A 17,665-nucleotide genomic window follows, 5' to 3' on the forward strand; every position below is an offset into this window, starting at 1 on the left:
TTCGTTGCGCGGCGGGGCCATTCTGCCGAGTCGCACGCTCCTCTACGCTGGCCTCATCGCTGGCATGCCGCTCCAGGCCAGATCCAGCGAGATTGCTGATACTCAACGGCGCCTCAACTGTCTGGTTGGCGGCGCGTCCGGAAAGCTCGTCACAGGGAGAAGGCGTCCTGATGAATCGCAGAACACTTTGCGGTGCGTTGCTGGGTGCGGGAGTCGTAGCGGGGGTTTGCGCGTTGCTGATCCTTTGGCGTCCTGCCATCGATCCCGTCACCGTCGTCCCCACGTTCGATCTGCAGCAGATTGCGCGGGGTGCTCGGGTGGCCGAAGCGGGCGACTGCGCCGTCTGCCACACTCGCCCGGGCGGCAAGTACCTGGCGGGCGGTCTGCCGCTAGTGACGCCGTTCGGCACGCTGTACACCACGAATATCACCCCAGACGCTGAAACCGGCATCGGCCAATGGTCGCCGGACGCTTTCACCAGAGCGATGCGCAAAGGCGTCGCCCGTGATGGTCACTTTCTCTATCCCGCATTCCCCTATCTGCACTACAGCCAGATGAGCGACGGCGACATTGCCGATGTGTACGCGTACCTCATGAGCGGGCCGCCGGTTCATGCGCCAGCGATGGAAAACCACATGAACTTCCCGATGAACATCCGCCCACTGGTTGCGTTCTGGAACCTGCTGTTTCTGCACACCGATCCGATCGTCGCCGACCCGAGCCGCAGCGAGCAGTGGAACCGTGGCCGTTACCTGGTGGACGGCGCCGGGCATTGTGCCGGCTGCCATTCGCCGTTGAATTTCATCGGTGCCGAGAAGTCGGGCGAGTACCTTGCCGGCGGCAGCGTTGACGGATGGGACGCACCGTCGCTGCTGGGAATGGCGACCCGCGCTCAGCCGTGGAGCAAGGATCAACTGGTCGGCTATTTGCGCGGCGAGGTCGTGGCACAGCACGGCACGGCAGCCGGACCGATGCGGCCGGTCAGCCTGAGCCTTGGACGTCTTCCGGCCACTGACGCCGAATCGATCGCGGAATATGTGCTCAGCCTGACCTCGAGCGAGCACGTGGCCGAGGTGACCGCGGCGCGTCAAGCACCTGCCGCGCAACAGTCGCTCGGCGAATCACTGTTCGCTGGCGCCTGCGCGGGCTGCCATGCCCAGGCGGCGCCGATGCGCGTCATCGATGGCCGTCCGGGGCTGAACCAGACGTCTGCACTTCGTGCGGCCAGCCCGCGCAATTTCCTGCAGACCGTGCTGCAAGGCATTCCCGCGATGCCGGGCAAACCGGGTCCGGCCATGCCGCCGTTTGCGGCAAGCCTGGACGATGACCAGATCATCGCGCTCGCCGCCTTCCTGCGCGCGCAATCGAACCCTGCCCAGCCATGGCCGGACCTTTCTGCCACCCTCCACGACTTGCGCCAGGAGGCGAAATGACTCACTTGACTTTGAACGTCAACGGCTCTGCCCATGCGCTGGACCTCGAGCCGGACATGCCGCTGCTGTACGCGCTGCGCAACCATCTGGGCCTCAATGGCGCAAAATATGGCTGCGGCCTGGGCCAGTGCGGCGCCTGCACGGTGCTGGTCAACGACAAGCCGGTGTTTTCCTGCCTTACGCCGTGTGCCGGCATGGAGGGCAAACGGATCCGCACGGTCGAGAGCCTGGGTACCGCGGAGGAGCCGGGCGAACTGCAGCAGTCCTTCATCGAGAGTCAGGCTGCGCAGTGCGGTTACTGCATCGCGGGCATGCTGATGCGGGCGCAGGCGCTGCTCGAGCGTGACCCGCACCCCGACGAGGAGGCGATTCGTGCGCACATGGCGACCAACCTGTGCCGCTGCGGCACGCACCTGCGCATCATCGACGCGATCAGTCGGATCGCCCGGCGGGAGGTGCCCCATGAGCAACAATGACGCAGTGGGTTTCGGCCGCCGGGCGTTTCTCAGGGGCAGCACGTTGCTGGTCGCTTTTTCCCTGATGCCCGTTGCCCGGCGGGTGCTCGCCGACACCGAGGTCGATACGTTGGGGACGGTGATACTGGCGCCTGATCTGGCGGGCAGTCTGCGCACCAATCCCTACCTCGACGCGTGGATCAGAATCGACCCGCAAGGCATCACGGTCTACACCGGCAAGGTGGAACTGGGAACGGGGGTCAAGACGGCGCTGCTGCAAATCGCGGCGGAGCGACTGGAGGTCTCGCCCAAGGCGATCAACCTGCTGACCGCCGACACCGCGCTGACGCCCAACGAGGGTTACACGGCCGGGAGCCACAGCATCTTCGACAGTGGCACGGCGCTGTTCAACGCTGCCGCGCAGGTTCGCCAGTTGCTGCTGGAATCAGCCGCGCACCGCTGGGGCGTCGACCTGGCATTGCTGAAAACCGTCGACGCGACCATCCACGCACCGTCGGGCCAGACGATGAGCTACGCCGATGCCGTCGTCGGAGTCGATCTGCATCGCTATGCCCAGCAGCAATCCCCTGCGATGGCGCCTCAGGCGTTCAAGCTCATCGGGCACTCGATACCGCGTCTGGACATTCCGGCCAAGGTCAGTGGCGGCGCGGCGTTCGTGCAGGACATGCGGCTGCCCGGCATGCTGCATGCCCGGGTGATTCGTCCGCCGCGTCCTGGCTGCCGGCTGGAGACTTTCGACAGCGAGGCGATCGCGCAACTGGCCGGCGTGGTCAATGTCATCCGCGATGGCAACTACCTGGCGGTGGTCGCCAAAGACGAGTGGCAGGCGGTCAAGGCGATGCGACTGGGGTACGAGTCGGCTCAGTGGAGCGGCGGCGAGGCTGTGCCGGATTCGGCCTCCATCCACACGCTTCTGAAGCAACTGCCGGCCCGACGTTATCCCATCAGCCATACGGGCTCATCTTCCCCGGGCGGCGCGAAGACTTACCGCGGCAAAACCACCAAGCAATACCTCATGCACGGGTCGATCGGCCCTTCGTGTTCGGTGGCCTGGTTCAAGGACGGCATGCTGACCGTCTGGACCCACACGCAGGGCGTGTATCCACTGCGCGCCGGTATCGCGCAAATGGTCGGCCTGCCGCTGGAAAAGGTACGCTGTATCCACGTCGAAGGTTCCGGTTGCTATGGGCACAACGGTGCGGACGATGCGGCGGCCGATGCTGCGCTGATTGCCATGCGATCCTCGAATCTGCCGGTGCGCGTGCAGTGGATGCGCGAGCAGGAGAACCTCTGGGAGCCCTACAGTTCGGCCATGGTCACCGAGCTTGAGGCGAGCCTGGATGCCAATGGCCGCATCGGGAATTGGGCGTATGAGCTCTGGACCACGCCCCACAACGAGCGAATCGTCAATGCCGGGCGGCTGATTCCCGCACGCCTGTTGGCGCGTCCTTTCGCGTCCGCGCCCTCGGTGCCCATCGCGCAACCGGAGGGCGACGGTGATCGCAACGCCATTCCGTTGTACGAAGTGGGCGCGACCCGGATCGACATGAATTTCGTGACCCAGATGCCGTTTCGCACCTCCGCCATGCGCTCGCTGGGTGCGCATATCAACATCTTTGCCATCGAAGCCAGCATCGATGAGCTGGCCCGGCAGGCCGGTGTCGATCCCGTGCAGTTCCGTCTCAGCCACTTGACCGACCCGCGTGCACGCGCAGTCGTCGAACAGGCACGGGACGCATTCGGCTGGCCGGGCAAACCGGCGGCTGCCGGCTCCGGTGTGGGTTTCGCCTTCGCGCGTTACAAGAACATCATGGGCTACTGCGCCGTGGCCGTTCAGATCAACGTTCACCCGCAGACCGGTGAGATCAGCGTCGAACGGGTCGTCACTGCGGTCGATGTCGGCCAGATCGTCAGCCCTGACGGGCTGCGCAATCAGGTGCAGGGCGGCATTGTCCAGTCGATCAGCTGGACGCTGTTCGAGCAGGTCGACTACGACGCTGGCGGCGTGCGCAGCTACGACTGGAGTGGATACCCGATCCTGCGGTTCCCGCAGCTTCCCCAGGATGTACAGGTCCACCTGCTGGATCAGCCTGGCGAGCCGTTCCTCGGCGCCGCCGAGATCGTGCAGGGCCCCATGGCCGCGGCGCTCGGCAATGCCCTGGCCGACGCAACCGGCAAACGCAGCCTCGACTTGCCGCTGAGCCGCGCGCGGCCGGTGGCTTGAGTGGCTGTCAGCCGGAAAGGTCTGAAGCGGTCATGTCGCGCTGTCGAGAAGGTGCACGCGGCGACGACCGCGCAGGTTTTTGTGCGGGACAAGCTGACAACGTTGGAACCTGCGCAGGAGCGATGTGTCTCAGCGCAATAACCCGATTGGCTTTTGAACTATGACGACTTGGTACAGCAGGTCCCTCGGCACTTCGTCGACGATCTATGCCGCGCTCCATGACTTGAACACGCTATGTACGCGGATATGCCCCACCGTGACGGTTCCTTACCTGCTGGTCATCGATACGGTGACCGTCGAAACCATCGCCTTTTTTGCACCCGAAGACGCCGCGCTCGGCGTAGCCTTTGGCGCAACGCCTTGCTCGGCGCCGGTCATTGACGGGATTCGGTTCGTGGATCTGGGGTATTCGCCGTTGCCGCCGTTCGAACTGCAATCCGGGCTCGGGACCACGGGGCAGTCTGGCGGAGCAGGCGAGGCAGGGGTTGCCGCGTCCAGGGCCTCTGCCCACTGCTGAGAAGAGGCCTGGTCGTCGGCTTTTACCGGCGATCAGCGATGCTGCCCGAACCGTTTCGGGCAGCAGGTTTTCAGGTCAGAGCGACCATTTCACCGAGAACATCAGATTGCGCGGGTCGCCATAGACACCCGTGCCCGAGGCGTTGGGGATGCCCTGCCAGTAGCGGGTGTTGAACAGGTTGTTGACGTTGACGCGGCCGTCCCAGTGCTCGTTCAGCTTGTACCCTGCCATCAGGCCGACGATGCCGTAGGCGTCCTGATCCGCAGTGCCCGTTCCAACCCGGTTGAAGGTCTTGCTCTGCGCCAGAACGTCGGCACCGACGCGCCATTTCTGCAGTTCGCCAGGCAGCGTGTAGGAGGTCGCCGCTTTGAACAGGTGCTTGGGCTGTTCCGGGGCAAAGAGCTTGCCTTCGTTGTTGTTCGGGTCTTTCTGGAACTGACTCAAGACGTAGGTGTAGGACGCAGAGAACTGCCAGTCAGGCGTCAGCGCACCGCTGATCTCAGTGTCGATGCCGCGACTGCGGACATTACCGGCCTCCGAACAGCTTCGGGCAGGGAAGCCCGGGCAGTTGGCCGAAGTCTGATTGTCGAGCGCGTAAGCACGGTCTTCCTGCTCCAGCTCGAACAGCGCCACCGACGCGTTGAGCGCGCCATTGAAGTACTCACCCTTCAGGCCGATCTCGTAGTTCTTGCCGGTGGACGGCTTGAGCACGCTGCCTGCCGCGTCCAGCTCGCTTTGCGGCTTGAAGATCTCCGTGTAGCTGGCATAGGCAGAGTAGGTGTCGTTCAGGTCGTAAATGACACCGGCATAAGGCGTCACTTCGCGCACGGCTTTGTAGTCGCTGTCGCCCTTGAGGTCGTTGTAGTCGTACCAGCTGACACGGCTGCCGATGATCACATGCAGCGGATCGATCGGGTTCAGGCGCGCTGCGGCGTAGATGCCTTCCTCGGTCGCAGTGTTCTGCACGTTGTACAGGCTGGTGTCGACGTTTGGTTTGGGCACCGAGTGAGTCGGGTTGTAGAGGTCGATCGGCGTACCGTCTGTCCAGCCGCCCCACTGGTGGAACTTCTCCTGGCGGTGGCTGACGCCCACGACCAGTTCGTGCTCGCGACCGAACAGCTGGAACGGGCCGGTCAGCGATGCGTCGAGGTTGGTCTGATCGTCGTCGTCGCGGTATTTGCCGTGGTACTGCTGGAAACCCAGTCCGTCATAGTTGCCGACATAGCTTGAGAAGGTGTCGGCCTCGGCCCAGATTTTCTGCGCGGCGATCTTCGCGGACCAGCCATTGTCGAACCGGTGGGTGAGGTCAGTGAACAGGCTGATGTTGTCTTTGTTCCAGTACGACCAGTCGTTGCTGAGGAAGGTCGAACGCTTCAGGTGCAAGTCTTCGCCATTCGGGCCGCTCGGCAGTCCGCCCCAGTCCGACGTGTTGTCGTCGCGCTGCTTGGATGCGCCGATTGTCCAGGTCGTCGAGTCGTTCAGGTCGGCTTCCAGGATGCCGTAGAACGTCTGACGCTGATTTTCGCGAATGTCGGAGAAGCTCTTGTCGTCTTCGTAAGCTGTGACGACGCGCCCGCGCACGGTGCCGGATTCGTTGAGTTTGTTCGAGGCGTCGATCTCGGTGCGATACCGGTCCCAGCTGCCTGCGCTGGTGGTAACGCTGACCTGCGGCGTCGCGGTCGGACGTTTGCGCACCAGGTTGAGCGTCGCCGCCGGGCTGCCGGCGCCGGTCATCAAACCGGTGGCGCCACGCACCACTTCAACGCGGTCGTACATGGCCAGATCGGCACCGGAAATCACGTCTTGCGTGTAGGTGCTGATGCTCGTCGGCAGGCCGTCGTACATGATGTTGTCGATCTTGAAGCCGCGCGACAGGAACTCCTGACGGTCAGACGCGGTTTTGTGCAGCGTCACGCCTGGCGCGTATTTGACCACGTCGTTCAGGTCGTTCATGCCCTGATCTTCCATGCGCTGGCGCGTGATGACGCTGACCGATTGTGGCGTCTCGCGGATCGACAGCGGCAGCTTGGTCGCCGTGTTCATGGAACCCGTCGTATACGAGCCCGAGTTCTCGGTCGTGGCCATGCCGGCGATGCCGTAGTCGGCATTGATGTCCACGCTCTGCAATGCGACCTGGCCCTGGCCTGCCGCAGCCGTCTGCGCTGACGGAACGACCCGCGCCGTGTTTCCTTCGATGGCCATGGTCAGCCCGCTGCCCGCCAGCAACTGCTGCAACGCCTGCGCCGGCTCAAGGTCGCCGCGAATGGTGGGCGCCTGCTTGCCCGCGACGGATTTCGCGTCGAAGACCACCTGCATACCGCTCGAATTGCTGACTTGAGTCAACGACGTTGCCAGGGATTGGGCAGGCATATCGAAATGAACAGGTGCAGCGATCGACATCGGGGTGAAGCCGACTGCAACAGCAGTGGCCAGAAGCGAGAAAACTGGGCGGTGCATGAAGAAGCTTCCTGAGGTTTAAAGATCTGCTCAGCTTCCCTGCAGGTGTTGTAAAGCGTGCTCCGTCACGCATAGCAAAGCGCCATGAGGGCCGGATGTTAACAAAAATTTCACATATTACAAATGCAAATCGTTCGCGATCAAAAACAGGAGAGATTCATATTTGATTTTCGGTGTAAGTCTGAAATACGGATATTCAGACACCCACAGTGCCACCACCTCGGCCTGTCCACGGATTATCTCGGCAAAGTTATCGGAGCTGCGGCGGGAATCGCGCCGTCAGGTGTTCATCGGATTGGCGCGTGCCAGGTCGATGAAGGCTCTGAGCGCAGAGGAGGGATTGCGCCGGTTGGCGTAGTACAGGCACAGATTGTCGCGAGGAGGCGTCCAGTCTTCCAGCACTCGCTCGAACTGCCCGGCTTCGATCTCGGGAATGACGTCCTGCTCCATGAAAAATCCCAACCCGACGCTCTCCTGAACCACAGCCTTGGCCACGCTCGACTCATCCAGGGTAAGGGGTCCGGTGACATCCAGCCGGGTCGTTTCTCCGTTCTTTTCGAAGTGCCACGGGTAGATCCCGCCGTTTGGCAGACGGATTCGCAGGCAGGGGTGCTTGAGCAAATCGGCCGGTGTATGCGGGCGGCCATGGACCTTGAAGTAGGCAGGCGTGCCCACCACGGCGTAGCGCTGCGACTGGCCAAGGGAGACCACGATCATGTCGCTGGGGATCAGATTGGCCGCCCTCACGCCCAGGTCGAACCCGTCGGCGACAATGTCGACCAGGCGGCCTTCGGTGACCAGGTCGATGTGCACCTGCGGATAACGCCGCATGAACTCCAGCACCAAAGGCAGAAGTGCGGCGCGGGCAGCGGTGGCGAACGCATTGATGCGCAGCACGCCGGCAGGACCGGCATTGTGGGAGCGGACCGCGTCCAGACCGGCGCGCAGGTCCTGTAGCGCAGGCCCGACGTGCTGAAGAAACAGTTCGCCCGCATCGGTCAGCGACACGCTGCGGGTGGTGCGATTGAACAAACGCGTTTCCAGACTCGCCTCCAGCTTCGCGATGGTATGGCTCAGCGCGGTGGTCGAGATGTCGAGGTCGATGGCCGCCTGGCGGAACGAGCCTCGACGCGCAACCGCCATGACGGCGTCCAGTTCGTTGAGGCTGACGCGAGGATCGGGCATTTGATTGTCCTGAAAAGCGGGATAGGTCGTTAACGATTGGCCCAGTTGAGCAAATTATCCTACAGGCGGCAAGATGGATCGGGTGAACAACACATCAATCTGATCCGGGAAAAACCGCTTATGAATCTTCGACTTCCTGACGTCCAGCAGACGTATTTCGACATCGGTAACGGCTCACTGGGGACCACGCCATGAACCTCAACCTGAACGGCAAGCGAATTCTGGTCACCGGTGGCACCAAGGGTGTGGGGCAGGCGGTGGTGAAGCTGTTCACCGAGCAAGGCGCCCGCGTGCTCACGTCAGCCCGTCAGCCGACTCCTGAACTGCCGGACGAGATGTTCGTGACGGCTGATCTGTCGACGCTCGAAGGCTGCGACGCGCTGGTCGCCGCGACCCGGCAACGCCTTGGCGGGGTCGACGTCATCATCCACGTACTGGGCGGATCATCCGCACCCGGCGGCGGTTTTGCCGCGCTTGACGAAGAGCAGTGGCAGCGCGAGCTGGCCCTCAATCTTCTGCCCGCCGTGCGTCTGGACCGCGCCTTGCTGCCGGATATGCTGCAGCGAAAGGAGGGTGTCGTCATCCATGTGACCTCGATTCAAAGTCGGCTGCCATTGCCTGAATCCACCACGGCGTATGCCGCCGCAAAGGCGGCGCTCTCGACCTACAGCAAAAGCCTGTCCAAAGAGGTGTCGCCAAAGGGTATTCGTGTGGTGCGAGTGTCGCCGGGCTGGATCGAAACCGAAGCGTCGGTGGCATTCGCCCAGCGTCTGGCCGATCAGGCAGGCACCGACTACGAAGGCGGCAAACGCCTGGTCATGGACGCCATCGGCGGCATTCCACTGGGTCGACCCTCGACGCCCATGGAAGTGGCGCAGCTCATCGCCTTCCTGGCGTCGCCTTACGCGTCGTCCATTACCGGGAGCGAATTCGTGATCGATGGTGGAACGGTGCCCACGGCCTGGTGAACATCCCGCACGACCCGGCATGGGTTCAGAAAACGAACCCATGCCCCAGCTCGCCTTCCATCCACTCGAGAAACCGTCGTACCCGAGGAAAGCTTGAGTGGGCTTTGGGGAACACCAGGTGATGGGCGGCGACCGGTGCGCTGAGCGATTCGGGTGAGACCTCCACCAGTTCCCCCGAGGCCAGGTATTTTTGCGCCAGCAGCGAGCTTTCCAGCGCGAAGCCCAGGCCATGGCTTGCGGCTTCGAGGGTCATGTAGGAGCGATCGAAACTCAGCGCGTAAGGATGCTCCGGGCGTGCCAGGCCGTGTTGGGCGAACCAGGCAGGCCACTTCAACAGCGTGGCTTCCGACAGGATCAGGTCGCGGTCAAGCAGATCCGCGGCCTCCCGGACCGGCCTGCGTGCGAGCAGTTTCGGCGCCGCCAGTACCGCGAACGTTTCGTTGCGCACGGTGCGCACCTCATAGCTGGGCCAGTTGGGCACGCCGTGACGAATGTCGACATCGATCTTGTCCCGGCTGAAGTGCAGCGACTCATACGAGCAGGAGAGGTTGATCTGAATGTCGGGATGAGTCAGGCGAAAGGCTTCCAGCCGCGGCATCAGCCACAGCAGTCCGAAACTTGGCGATGAGTGCAGGCGCAGACAATCGAGACTGACGTCGCTGCTCGCGCGTTCGGTGGCCACGGCAAGGCTGTGCAGCAGGCCGGAAACGTCCTTGAGGTATTGCTCGCCCACCGGCGTCAGGGTCACTCCCCGGGCATTGCGTACGAACAGCTGGCGGCCAATCATCGCCTCCAGATTGGCCAACTGATGACTGACCGCAGACGGCGTCAGGTCCAGCGCTTCGGCCGCTCTGGCGACGTTGCCGAATCGCGCCGTCTGCTCGAAGGCCTGAATTGCTCTCAACGGTGGCAGGGACGGTGCGACGTCGGAAGGGGTGGACATACCCGCAGACTCCTTGTTGTTCTTGTTTTCCAGCAGCCTGTATTCAAGCACCGCGCGGGTGGATTTGACGAGAGCTGAATTTCTTTCAGCATCCAATGACTTTTGCGCCATTGCTCGACCTGTCCGCGAGGCAGAAGCTGAGCCCATCGATTCCACAGAATCGAACCCATAACAATAATCAGAGGTTTCGCTCATGCTTCTTCAAGGCAAAGTCGCAATCATCACCGGCGCCGCATCCGCCCGAGGAATCGGCCGCGCCACCGCTGCCACCTTCGCCCGCCACGGCGCCCACGTGGTCATTCTGGATCTGGACGAAGCCGCCGCTCGGGATGCTGCTGCATCGCTCGGCGAAGGCCATCTGGGCCTGGCTGCCAATGTCGCTGATCAGGCTCAGGTCAACAAAGCGATCGCGCAAGTGATCGAGCGTTACGGCCGCATCGACGTGCTGGTCAACAACGCCGGGATCACTCAACCCCTCAAAACCCTCGACATCGGCGCCTCCGATTACGACCGCGTGCTGGACGTCAGCCTGCGCGGCACGTTGCTGATGTCTCAGGCGGTCATCCCGCTGATGCGCGAGCAATCCAGCGGCAGCATCGTGTGCATGTCTTCGGTGTCTGCGCAGCGTGGCGGCGGGATCTTCGGCGGACCTCACTACAGCGCGGCGAAAGCGGGGGTGCTGGGTCTGGCCAAGGCAATGGCGCGTGAACTGGGGCCAGACAATGTGCGGGTGAATTCCATTGCGCCCGGGCTGATTCACACCGACATCACCGGTGGCCTGATGCAGGATGAGCGCCGCCACGCGATCATCGACGGCATTCCGCTGGGCCGACTCGGTGAAGCCCAGGACGTCGCCAACGCGGCGCTGTTTCTGGCCAGTGACCTGTCGACCTACCTGACCGGCATTACGCTGGATGTCAACGGCGGGATGCTGATTCACTGACGACAAGTGGCCGGGCGAACTGCCCGTACTGTTCTGGATCGATGATCTGCCGGGCGACTCGCCTGGCGGTCTATAAAAACAAGAGATCGGACAATCATGATCACCACCATGACGCTCGACGCGGCTTCGACCGTGCGCTCCAACGCCTATCGCAAAACAGCCTGGCGCCTGATGCCGTTTCTCATGCTGTGCTACCTCTGCGCGTACCTGGATCGGGTCAACGTCGGCTTTGCCAAACTGCAAATGATGAATGACCTGTCGCTCAGCGAGACCGTCTACGGGCTCGGCGCCGGCATGTTCTTTCTGGGCTATTTCCTCTGCGAGGTGCCGAGCAACCTGATCCTGCACAAGGTCGGGGCGCGTCGCTGGATCGCCCGCATCATGATCTCGTGGGGCATCATCTCCGCGCTTTTCGCATTCGTCGAAACCGCCTGGCAGTTTTATGCCTTGCGCTTTCTGCTGGGGATCGCCGAAGCCGGACTGGCCCCAGGCCTGCTGCTGTACCTCACTTACTGGTTTCCGTCGTACCGGCGGGCAAAGATGACGGTCCTGTGGTTCGTGGCGATCCCGCTGTCCGGCATGGTCGGCGGTCCGCTCTCGGGCTGGATCATGAACCATTTTGCCGGCATGCACGGGTGGGCGGGCTGGCAGTGGATGTTCGTCCTGGAGGCGATTCCTACCGTCATCGTCGGGCTGTTGGTGCTGACGTATCTGAAGGACGGCGTGCATCAGGCGACGTGGCTCACTGACGACGAAAAGGCGTTGGTCAACAAGGAACTGGCGGACGACAACAGCCGCAAGGTGACCCATGCATCACCGCGCGAGTTCATCCGCGACCGGCGCCTCTGGTTGCTGGCCTGCATCTACTTCTGCGTCGTCATGGGTCAGTACGCAATCACGTTCTGGCTGCCGACGCTGATCCGCAATGCCGGTGTTTCCGATCCGCTGCACATCGGCCTGCTGACCAGCCTGCCGTACATCTGCGCGATCGTCGCGATGCTGTTGATGGGGCGAAGCGGCGATAAACACCGCGAACGCCGCTGGCATCTCGTGCTGCCCATGATCGCCGGTGCCATCGGCCTCACGCTGGCGGCGCTGATGGGGGGCAACCTGGTGTTCTCGGTATTGAGCCTGTGCCTGGCCGCCGCCGGCGTGCTCTCGGCCTCGTCGTTGTTCTGGATGTTGCCCACCACGCTGCTGGGCGGTGTTTCCGCAGCGGCCGGTATCGCCGGGATCAACAGCTTCGCCAACCTGGCCGGTTTCTGTTCGCCCTATCTGATCGGCTGGATCACCACCAGCACCGGGTCCAGCGCCATCGGCATGTACCTCATCACTGCGGTGCTGTTCCTCGGCGCATCGCTGGTGCTGCGCATTCCGGCCGCGTCGGTCAATCGTTGAGTCAATGGAGTCTTCTCAAATGACGGTTCATGCATCACACACCAGTCTGGCGCCGCTCGCCGAGCGCGCTTACAACATCCGTCGTCATGCGCTGCGCATGGGGCAGGTTCAGGGGCAGGGCTATGTCGGGCAGGCGCTGGGCGCCGCCGATCTGCTGGCCGTCTCGTACTTTCATGCGTTGCGCTATCAGCCGGAAAATCCTGAGTGGGAAGGGCGTGACCGCTTCTATCTGTCCATCGGTCACTACGCGATTGCGTTATACGCCGCACTGATCGAGGCCGGCGTCATACCGCTGGACGAGCTGGAAACCTACGGCTCCGACGACAGTCGCCTGCCGATGTCAGCGATGGCCGCCTACACCCCGGGCATGGAAATCACCGGCGGCTCGCTGGGGCACGGACTGGGCATTGCGGTCGGTGCCTGTCTGGGCCTCAAGCGCAAGCAATCCGGCTCGTTTGTCTACAACCTGTTGTCCGACGGTGAGCTGAACGAGGGTTCGACCTGGGAAGCCGCGATGTCGGCCTCGCACTGGAAGCTCGACAACCTGATCGCGATCATCGACGTGAACAATCAGCAGGCCGACGGACGCTCAAGCGAAATATTGGCCTTCGAGCCCATCGTCGACCGTTGGCAGGCGTTCGGCTGGTTCACGCAGCGTGTGGACGGCAACGATCTGCAGGCACTGGTCACCGCCTTCGATGCCGCCCGCCAGCACACCGGCAGTCAGCCCCGGGTGATTATCTGCGACACCCGAATGGGCAAGGGCGTGGACTTCCTGGAAAACCGCGAGAAGACGCACTTCATTCGCGTCGATGAAAACGAATGGGATCTGGCATTGGAAAACCTTCGGATCGGGAGCAGCAAATGAGCACAGTCTATACTCCGGCAGGCACCAAGAAGCGTCTGACCACATCGGCCATGATCGCCTCCATCGCCTCGGAAGGGCAGGCCACGCGCTCTGCACCGTTCGGGCACGCGCTGGCAGCGCTGGCCGAGCAACGCCAGGACATCGTCGGCCTGTCCGCAGACCTCTCCAAATACACCGACCTGCACATTTTTGCCAACGCGCATCCGGAGCGTTTTTATCAGATGGGCATGGCCGAACAGTTGCTGATGAGTGCCGCCGCCGGCATGGCCCGCGAAGGCTTCACGCCGTTTGCGACCACTTACGCGGTGTTCGCGTCGCGTCGCGCGTATGACTTCATCTGCATGGCCATCGCCGAGGAAAACCTCAACGTCAAAATCGTCTGTGGTTTGCCTGGCCTGACCACCGGCTACGGCCCTAGCCATCAGGCGACCGACGACCTGGCGATCTTCCGGGCGATGCCCAATCTGATGATCGTCGATCCCTGCGATGCGGTGGAAATAGAGCAGGCGGTACCCGCCATCGCCGCGCACCAGGGCCCGGTGTACATGCGCTTGTTGCGTGGCAACGTGCCGGTCGTGCTCGACGAGTACGGCTACACGTTCGAGATCGGCAAGGCGAAAACCCTGCGCACCGGCAACGATGTGTTGATCATTTCCACCGGCCTGATGACCATGCGCGCCCTTGAAGCGGCAGAGAAACTCAGAGCCGACGGCGTCGACGCGGCGGTGCTGCACGTGCCGACGGTCAAGCCGCTGGACGAACAGACCATTCTGGCCGAAGCGCGGAAACCCGGCAGGCTGGTGGTTACCGCCGAAAATGCCTCGATCATCGGCGGACTGGGCGAAGCGGTGGCCGGGTTGTTGATGCGCAATAGCGTGACGCCGACCTTCCGGCAGATCGCGCTGCCCGACGCCTTCCTCGATGCCGGCGCGCTGCCGACCCTGCATGACCGCTACGGTATCTCCACTGACGCGGTCGCCGCACGGATCAAAGCCTGGCTTTGAGCCAGATCCGCACGGAGCCGCCCGTAGCGGCGGTTCCGCGCGCCCGCCATTGAATCAATGGGGATGCCTGTCGTGGGCGCTGCGGGGTTTGCCGCGCTCGCCTTGAACGCCCCAATATCGCTGCATTTCGAGGAACAGGAACGAGGCGGTCCAGGTAATCAGCACCAACCCTGTCAAGCCTTCCAGGCCTGTCAGAAACTTCAGCGGCCCTGTCGGGGTGATGTCGCCGAATCCGATGGTGGTGAACGTCGTGAACGAGAAATACACCGAGTCCATCAGACTGCCGTCGTAGTTGCCGGTCAGTTGTCCCAGGCTGCCGGATGCATTCATGGCGTAGTACCCCAGCGCGAATATCCACACCTCGATGGCATGAGCGACCAGCGCGCCCAGCACGCCGAACACCAGGGTGAAGCGGTGCCACAGGTTCAGTCGGGGCATCAGCAGGTTGAGTCGCATCAGGCACTCGTAATGGACGATGACCGCAGTGGTGATGATCAGAACGTTGATCAGGGTGATGAGTAACATGGCAATGCCCTCTGGCAATCTCTGAGTGCGCCTCGCCCCGACAGACCGAGCGTGCTAAATCCTTGAGCCGGGCGGCCGATACGCTGGTATGACTCTCTGCTGCTTCAATGCCTGGCGATCGCCCATGTCCGAACCTACAGCTCCTATCGTCAGCCTCGCGCTACGCCGCTCAAGTGTCACGATCATTCGTGCATCGCTGTTCAAATTCGTCGGCCTGCTGACGGGCGTTTTCCTGCTGACCGGTTACCTGCTCGTCTACCTGGCCAATGACCTCGACCAGACCGAGGAGGCCGAAAGCGCGTTCTACACGGAAAAGGCCGTGCGGGCGCTTGAGAAGTCCATTAGCGCCACGGTCAAGGACTACGCGTTCTGGGGGGACGCCTATAAACACCTGCATCTCACCGTCGATACCGACTGGGCGTACGTGCGTCAGAACGTCGGGCCGACACTGTACGCAGACTTTGGATTTCAAGGCGTGTTCGTCGTCAATGATGCGGATCGAACGGTCTACTCGGTCATCAACGGCGAGCTGAAATCCGCGGACGCCTCCAGTTGGCTCAAACAGTCACTGGCGGGTGTGCTGAGCAAGGCGCGCGCCGGCGCAGAAGCGGAGACGCCAACGACCACGTTCGTCAACATAGGCGGACATCCGGCGCTGGTCGGCGCCGCCGCTATCACGCCCGGAACCGACCCGGCGGTGGAGGCCGACGACCGAACCCCTTCGGTCCTGCTTTTCATCGACGTGCTGGAGGGACCGCGCCTGGACACCATCGGCAGGGACTTCGGGGTGGATCGCCTGCGCGTCGCCGCCCCGGACGAGCTTGGCGGCCGATCCGTTTTTGCGCTGGGCGACAACGGCGCTGCCGGCAGCCTGCACTGGAATCCGCCCAAACCGGGTGAACGCCTGCTCGGCATGGGCTTGCCGATGGTGGGCATCGCGGCGCTGCTGGTCTACCTCATGGCGTGGGCAATTTTGCGCCGCACCACGGCCAGTGCCCAGGCGCTGGATGCCAGCTACGAATCCTTGCAGACCAGTCAGTCCGCTCTGGCGATCAGCGAAGCGCGCTTTCGCGATGTGGTTGAAGCCAGTTCTGACTGGGTCTGGGAGATCGATCGCCAAGGGCGGTTCACTTACCTGTCCGAACGGTTCGAGGGGGTTACCAGGCTGTCCAGACAGGCGTGGCTCGGCGCTTCGATGGACGATCTGCTGTGCACGGAGCTGGGCTCGGTGTCCCAGTGGTTGAGCATTCCCAATCGTCGGCCGGACATCAGCGTGCAGTGCCGCTTTGTCGACACTCAAGGCCAGCAACGCATCACCCGACTCTCTGCCAGAGCGATGGGCGAGCTTGGCTTTCGCGGTACGGCGACGGATGTCACCGAAGAAGTCGAATCGCGTCGGCGTATCGAATTCCTGTCCCAGCACGACGCGCTCACTGGATTGCCCAACCGGACCCGGCTCAGGGAGTTTCTGGACGGCAAGCTCAAGACCCTGCCGACGGTCGAGCGCCCGCTGGTCATGCTCAGCCTGGACCTGGACCGCTTCAAGCCGGTCAACGACCTGTTGGGGCATGCGGCCGGCGACGCTGTCTTGAACAAGATCTCCAGCCGTCTGGCCAGCTGTGTCCGGCATGGGGATCTGGTCGCGCGCATCGGCGGTGATGAATTCGTGCTGATCCTGACTGACGTCAGCGGTCAGGAGGAGGTCGAGACCCTTTGCCAACGCCTGATCGACTCTGTCGAGCGACCGATCCGGATTGGCGAGCAGGAGGTGTTCGTCAGCGCCAGCATCGGTATCGCCATGGCGCCGACCGACGCCAACGAGGCCACCGAACTGCTCCGTTACGCCGACATCGCCTTGTACGAGGCCAAGTCCGGCGGGCGTAATACCTGGCGTTTTTATGCCGGCGACATGAACTCGAAGATTGTCGAACGTCGCCGCCTGGAAAGCGATCTGCGTTTCGCGATCAAGCACGGCGAGCTGCGCCTGCACTTCCAGCCACGCTTTCGCATCGCTGACGCGAAAATGGTGGGTGCCGAAGCGCTGGTGCGCTGGCAGCACCCGGAACGCGGCCTGATTGCGCCGGATACGTTCATCCCCATCGCTGAAGAAACAGGTCTGATCCTGGCCTTGAGCAACTGGGTCATGGAGGCGGCTTTCCGCTACGCGGCCAGTTGGCCGGAACCGCTGTTCGTTTCGGTCAACCTGTCGCCTACGGAGTTCAAGCGGGGCAATCTGGTGGAGCGTGTTCAGCGGGCGCTGCACGATTCAGGGATCGAGCCTTCGCGGGTGGAGCTTGAGATCACCGAAAGCGTCATGCTCGATGATGCGCCCGGCGCGCTGGACGTCATGCGCACGCTCAAGCGGCTGGGCGTTCGCATCGCCATGGACGACTTCGGCACGGGTTATTCGTCGCTCAGTTACCTGCGCACATTTCCGTTCGACGGGCTGAAAATCGATCGCAGCTTCCTGTCCAGGCTGGGCGCCACCGAAGATGACCGGTCCATTATCGAAGCGATCGTCGGGCTGGGGCACGCGCTGTCGCTGACGGTCACCGCCGAGGGGATTGAAACCCCGGAGCATCTGGCAATGCTCAAATCGGTGCTGTGCGACGAAGGACAGGGGTATTTCCTCAGTCGCCCGCTGGACACTGACGGCTTCAGCGCGCTGGTGCGGGTGACCGAGAGCGCTCAGTCGCCCGACAACGCCTGATCGACGGCGTCGTC

Annotated in this window: 14 protein-coding genes; 10 read left to right on the top strand and 4 right to left on the bottom strand. The window is 62.8% G+C overall.

Features of this window, described 5'->3' with window-relative positions; genetic code table 11:
• Positions 1–170: 170 nt before the first annotated feature.
• The 4 genes from QRN36_RS14980 (at position 171) to QRN36_RS14995 (ending at position 4,650) form a co-directional block, all read left to right on the top strand.
• Positions 171–1,433 (top strand): c-type cytochrome, encoded by a 1,263-nt coding sequence (locus tag QRN36_RS14980; RefSeq protein WP_285424757.1) that lies wholly within the window; start codon positions 171–173, stop codon positions 1,431–1,433.
• Positions 1,430–1,909, top strand: coding sequence for a (2Fe-2S)-binding protein (locus QRN36_RS14985; RefSeq protein WP_285424758.1), 480 nt, complete (start codon positions 1,430–1,432; stop codon positions 1,907–1,909). The genes QRN36_RS14980 and QRN36_RS14985 overlap by 4 nt, the downstream gene beginning before the upstream one ends.
• A complete protein-coding gene (locus QRN36_RS14990) occupies positions 1,896–4,133 on the top strand; it encodes a molybdopterin cofactor-binding domain-containing protein (protein ID WP_285424759.1) in 2,238 nt (745 codons plus the stop codon). The genes QRN36_RS14985 and QRN36_RS14990 overlap by 14 nt, the downstream gene beginning before the upstream one ends.
• 256 nt (positions 4,134–4,389) lie before the next feature.
• Positions 4,390–4,650 (top strand): hypothetical protein, encoded by a 261-nt coding sequence (locus tag QRN36_RS14995; protein WP_285424760.1) that lies wholly within the window; start codon positions 4,390–4,392, stop codon positions 4,648–4,650.
• A gap of 75 nt (positions 4,651–4,725) precedes the next feature.
• On the opposite strand, the gene QRN36_RS15000 is transcribed toward QRN36_RS14995, so the two are convergent.
• Together QRN36_RS15000 and QRN36_RS15005 are read right to left on the bottom strand one after the other, a co-directional pair.
• Positions 4,726–7,107, bottom strand: a complete 2,382-nt coding sequence (locus tag QRN36_RS15000; RefSeq protein ID WP_285424761.1) for a TonB-dependent siderophore receptor — start codon at positions 7,105–7,107, stop codon at positions 4,726–4,728.
• A gap of 279 nt (positions 7,108–7,386) precedes the next feature.
• Positions 7,387–8,292, bottom strand: a complete 906-nt coding sequence (locus QRN36_RS15005; RefSeq protein ID WP_285424762.1) for a LysR family transcriptional regulator — start codon at positions 8,290–8,292, stop codon at positions 7,387–7,389.
• 191 nt (positions 8,293–8,483) lie between these two features.
• On the opposite strand from QRN36_RS15005, the gene QRN36_RS15010 reads away from it, so the two are divergent.
• Positions 8,484–9,260, top strand: coding sequence for an SDR family oxidoreductase (locus QRN36_RS15010; RefSeq protein WP_285424763.1), 777 nt, complete (start codon positions 8,484–8,486; stop codon positions 9,258–9,260).
• 25 nt (positions 9,261–9,285) lie between these two features.
• On the opposite strand, the gene QRN36_RS15015 is transcribed toward QRN36_RS15010, so the two are convergent.
• On the bottom strand, positions 9,286–10,203 hold the full coding sequence (locus QRN36_RS15015; protein ID WP_285424764.1) for a LysR substrate-binding domain-containing protein: 918 nt from the start codon (positions 10,201–10,203) through the stop codon (positions 9,286–9,288).
• A 193-nt stretch (positions 10,204–10,396) separates the two neighbouring features.
• On the opposite strand from QRN36_RS15015, the gene QRN36_RS15020 reads away from it, so the two are divergent.
• The 4 genes from QRN36_RS15020 (at position 10,397) to QRN36_RS15035 (ending at position 14,416) form a co-directional block, all read left to right on the top strand.
• Positions 10,397–11,146: an SDR family NAD(P)-dependent oxidoreductase gene (locus QRN36_RS15020; RefSeq protein WP_285424765.1), complete on the top strand. Its 750-nt coding sequence runs from the start codon at positions 10,397–10,399 to the stop codon at positions 11,144–11,146.
• A 96-nt stretch (positions 11,147–11,242) separates the two neighbouring features.
• Positions 11,243–12,544 (top strand): MFS transporter, encoded by a 1,302-nt coding sequence (locus QRN36_RS15025; RefSeq protein ID WP_285424766.1) that lies wholly within the window; start codon positions 11,243–11,245, stop codon positions 12,542–12,544.
• A gap of 19 nt (positions 12,545–12,563) precedes the next feature.
• The gene (locus QRN36_RS15030; protein ID WP_285424767.1) at positions 12,564–13,412 is read left to right on the top strand and encodes a transketolase; all 849 of its coding nucleotides are present in this window, start codon (positions 12,564–12,566) and stop codon (positions 13,410–13,412) included.
• Positions 13,409–14,416 carry a transketolase family protein gene (locus QRN36_RS15035; RefSeq protein WP_285424768.1) on the top strand — a complete coding sequence of 336 codons (1,008 nt, stop codon included), beginning with the start codon at positions 13,409–13,411 and terminating at the stop codon, positions 14,414–14,416. The genes QRN36_RS15030 and QRN36_RS15035 overlap by 4 nt, the downstream gene beginning before the upstream one ends.
• Before the next feature lie 54 nt (positions 14,417–14,470).
• Here QRN36_RS15035 and QRN36_RS15040 read toward each other — a convergent pair whose 3' ends face one another.
• Entirely contained in the window at positions 14,471–14,941 is a 471-nt protein-coding gene (locus QRN36_RS15040; protein WP_285424769.1) for a potassium channel family protein, read from the bottom strand.
• 124 nt (positions 14,942–15,065) lie between these two features.
• Between QRN36_RS15040 and QRN36_RS15045 the strand changes: the two genes are divergently transcribed.
• The gene (locus tag QRN36_RS15045; RefSeq protein ID WP_285424770.1) at positions 15,066–17,651 is read left to right on the top strand and encodes an EAL domain-containing protein; all 2,586 of its coding nucleotides are present in this window, start codon (positions 15,066–15,068) and stop codon (positions 17,649–17,651) included.
• Positions 17,652–17,665 lie beyond the last annotated feature (14 nt).

Source organism: Pseudomonas sp. efr-133-TYG-103a, from assembly GCF_030209235.1.
Lineage (GTDB): Bacteria > Pseudomonadota > Gammaproteobacteria > Pseudomonadales > Pseudomonadaceae > Aquipseudomonas.

Bases quoted from the DNA above. Each gene is read 5' to 3' on its own strand.
- QRN36_RS15015 (WP_285424764.1), bottom strand. From the start codon at position 10,203: ATGTCCACCCCTTCCGACGTCGCACCGTCCCTGCCACCGTTGAGAGCA.
- QRN36_RS15045 (WP_285424770.1), top strand. From the start codon at position 15,066: ATGTCCGAACCTACAGCTCCTATCGTCAGCCTCGCGCTACGCCGCTCA.
- QRN36_RS15040 (WP_285424769.1), bottom strand. From the start codon at position 14,941: ATGTTACTCATCACCCTGATCAACGTTCTGATCATCACCACTGCGGTC.
- QRN36_RS14985 (WP_285424758.1), top strand. From the start codon at position 1,430: ATGACTCACTTGACTTTGAACGTCAACGGCTCTGCCCATGCGCTGGAC.
- QRN36_RS15000 (WP_285424761.1), bottom strand. From the start codon at position 7,107: ATGCACCGCCCAGTTTTCTCGCTTCTGGCCACTGCTGTTGCAGTCGGC.
- QRN36_RS14980 (WP_285424757.1), top strand. From the start codon at position 171: ATGAATCGCAGAACACTTTGCGGTGCGTTGCTGGGTGCGGGAGTCGTA.
- QRN36_RS15035 (WP_285424768.1), top strand. From the start codon at position 13,409: ATGAGCACAGTCTATACTCCGGCAGGCACCAAGAAGCGTCTGACCACA.
- QRN36_RS15030 (WP_285424767.1), top strand. From the start codon at position 12,564: ATGACGGTTCATGCATCACACACCAGTCTGGCGCCGCTCGCCGAGCGC.
- QRN36_RS15010 (WP_285424763.1), top strand. From the start codon at position 8,484: ATGAACCTCAACCTGAACGGCAAGCGAATTCTGGTCACCGGTGGCACC.
- QRN36_RS15005 (WP_285424762.1), bottom strand. From the start codon at position 8,292: ATGCCCGATCCTCGCGTCAGCCTCAACGAACTGGACGCCGTCATGGCG.
- QRN36_RS14990 (WP_285424759.1), top strand. From the start codon at position 1,896: ATGAGCAACAATGACGCAGTGGGTTTCGGCCGCCGGGCGTTTCTCAGG.
- QRN36_RS15020 (WP_285424765.1), top strand. From the start codon at position 10,397: ATGCTTCTTCAAGGCAAAGTCGCAATCATCACCGGCGCCGCATCCGCC.
- QRN36_RS15025 (WP_285424766.1), top strand. From the start codon at position 11,243: ATGATCACCACCATGACGCTCGACGCGGCTTCGACCGTGCGCTCCAAC.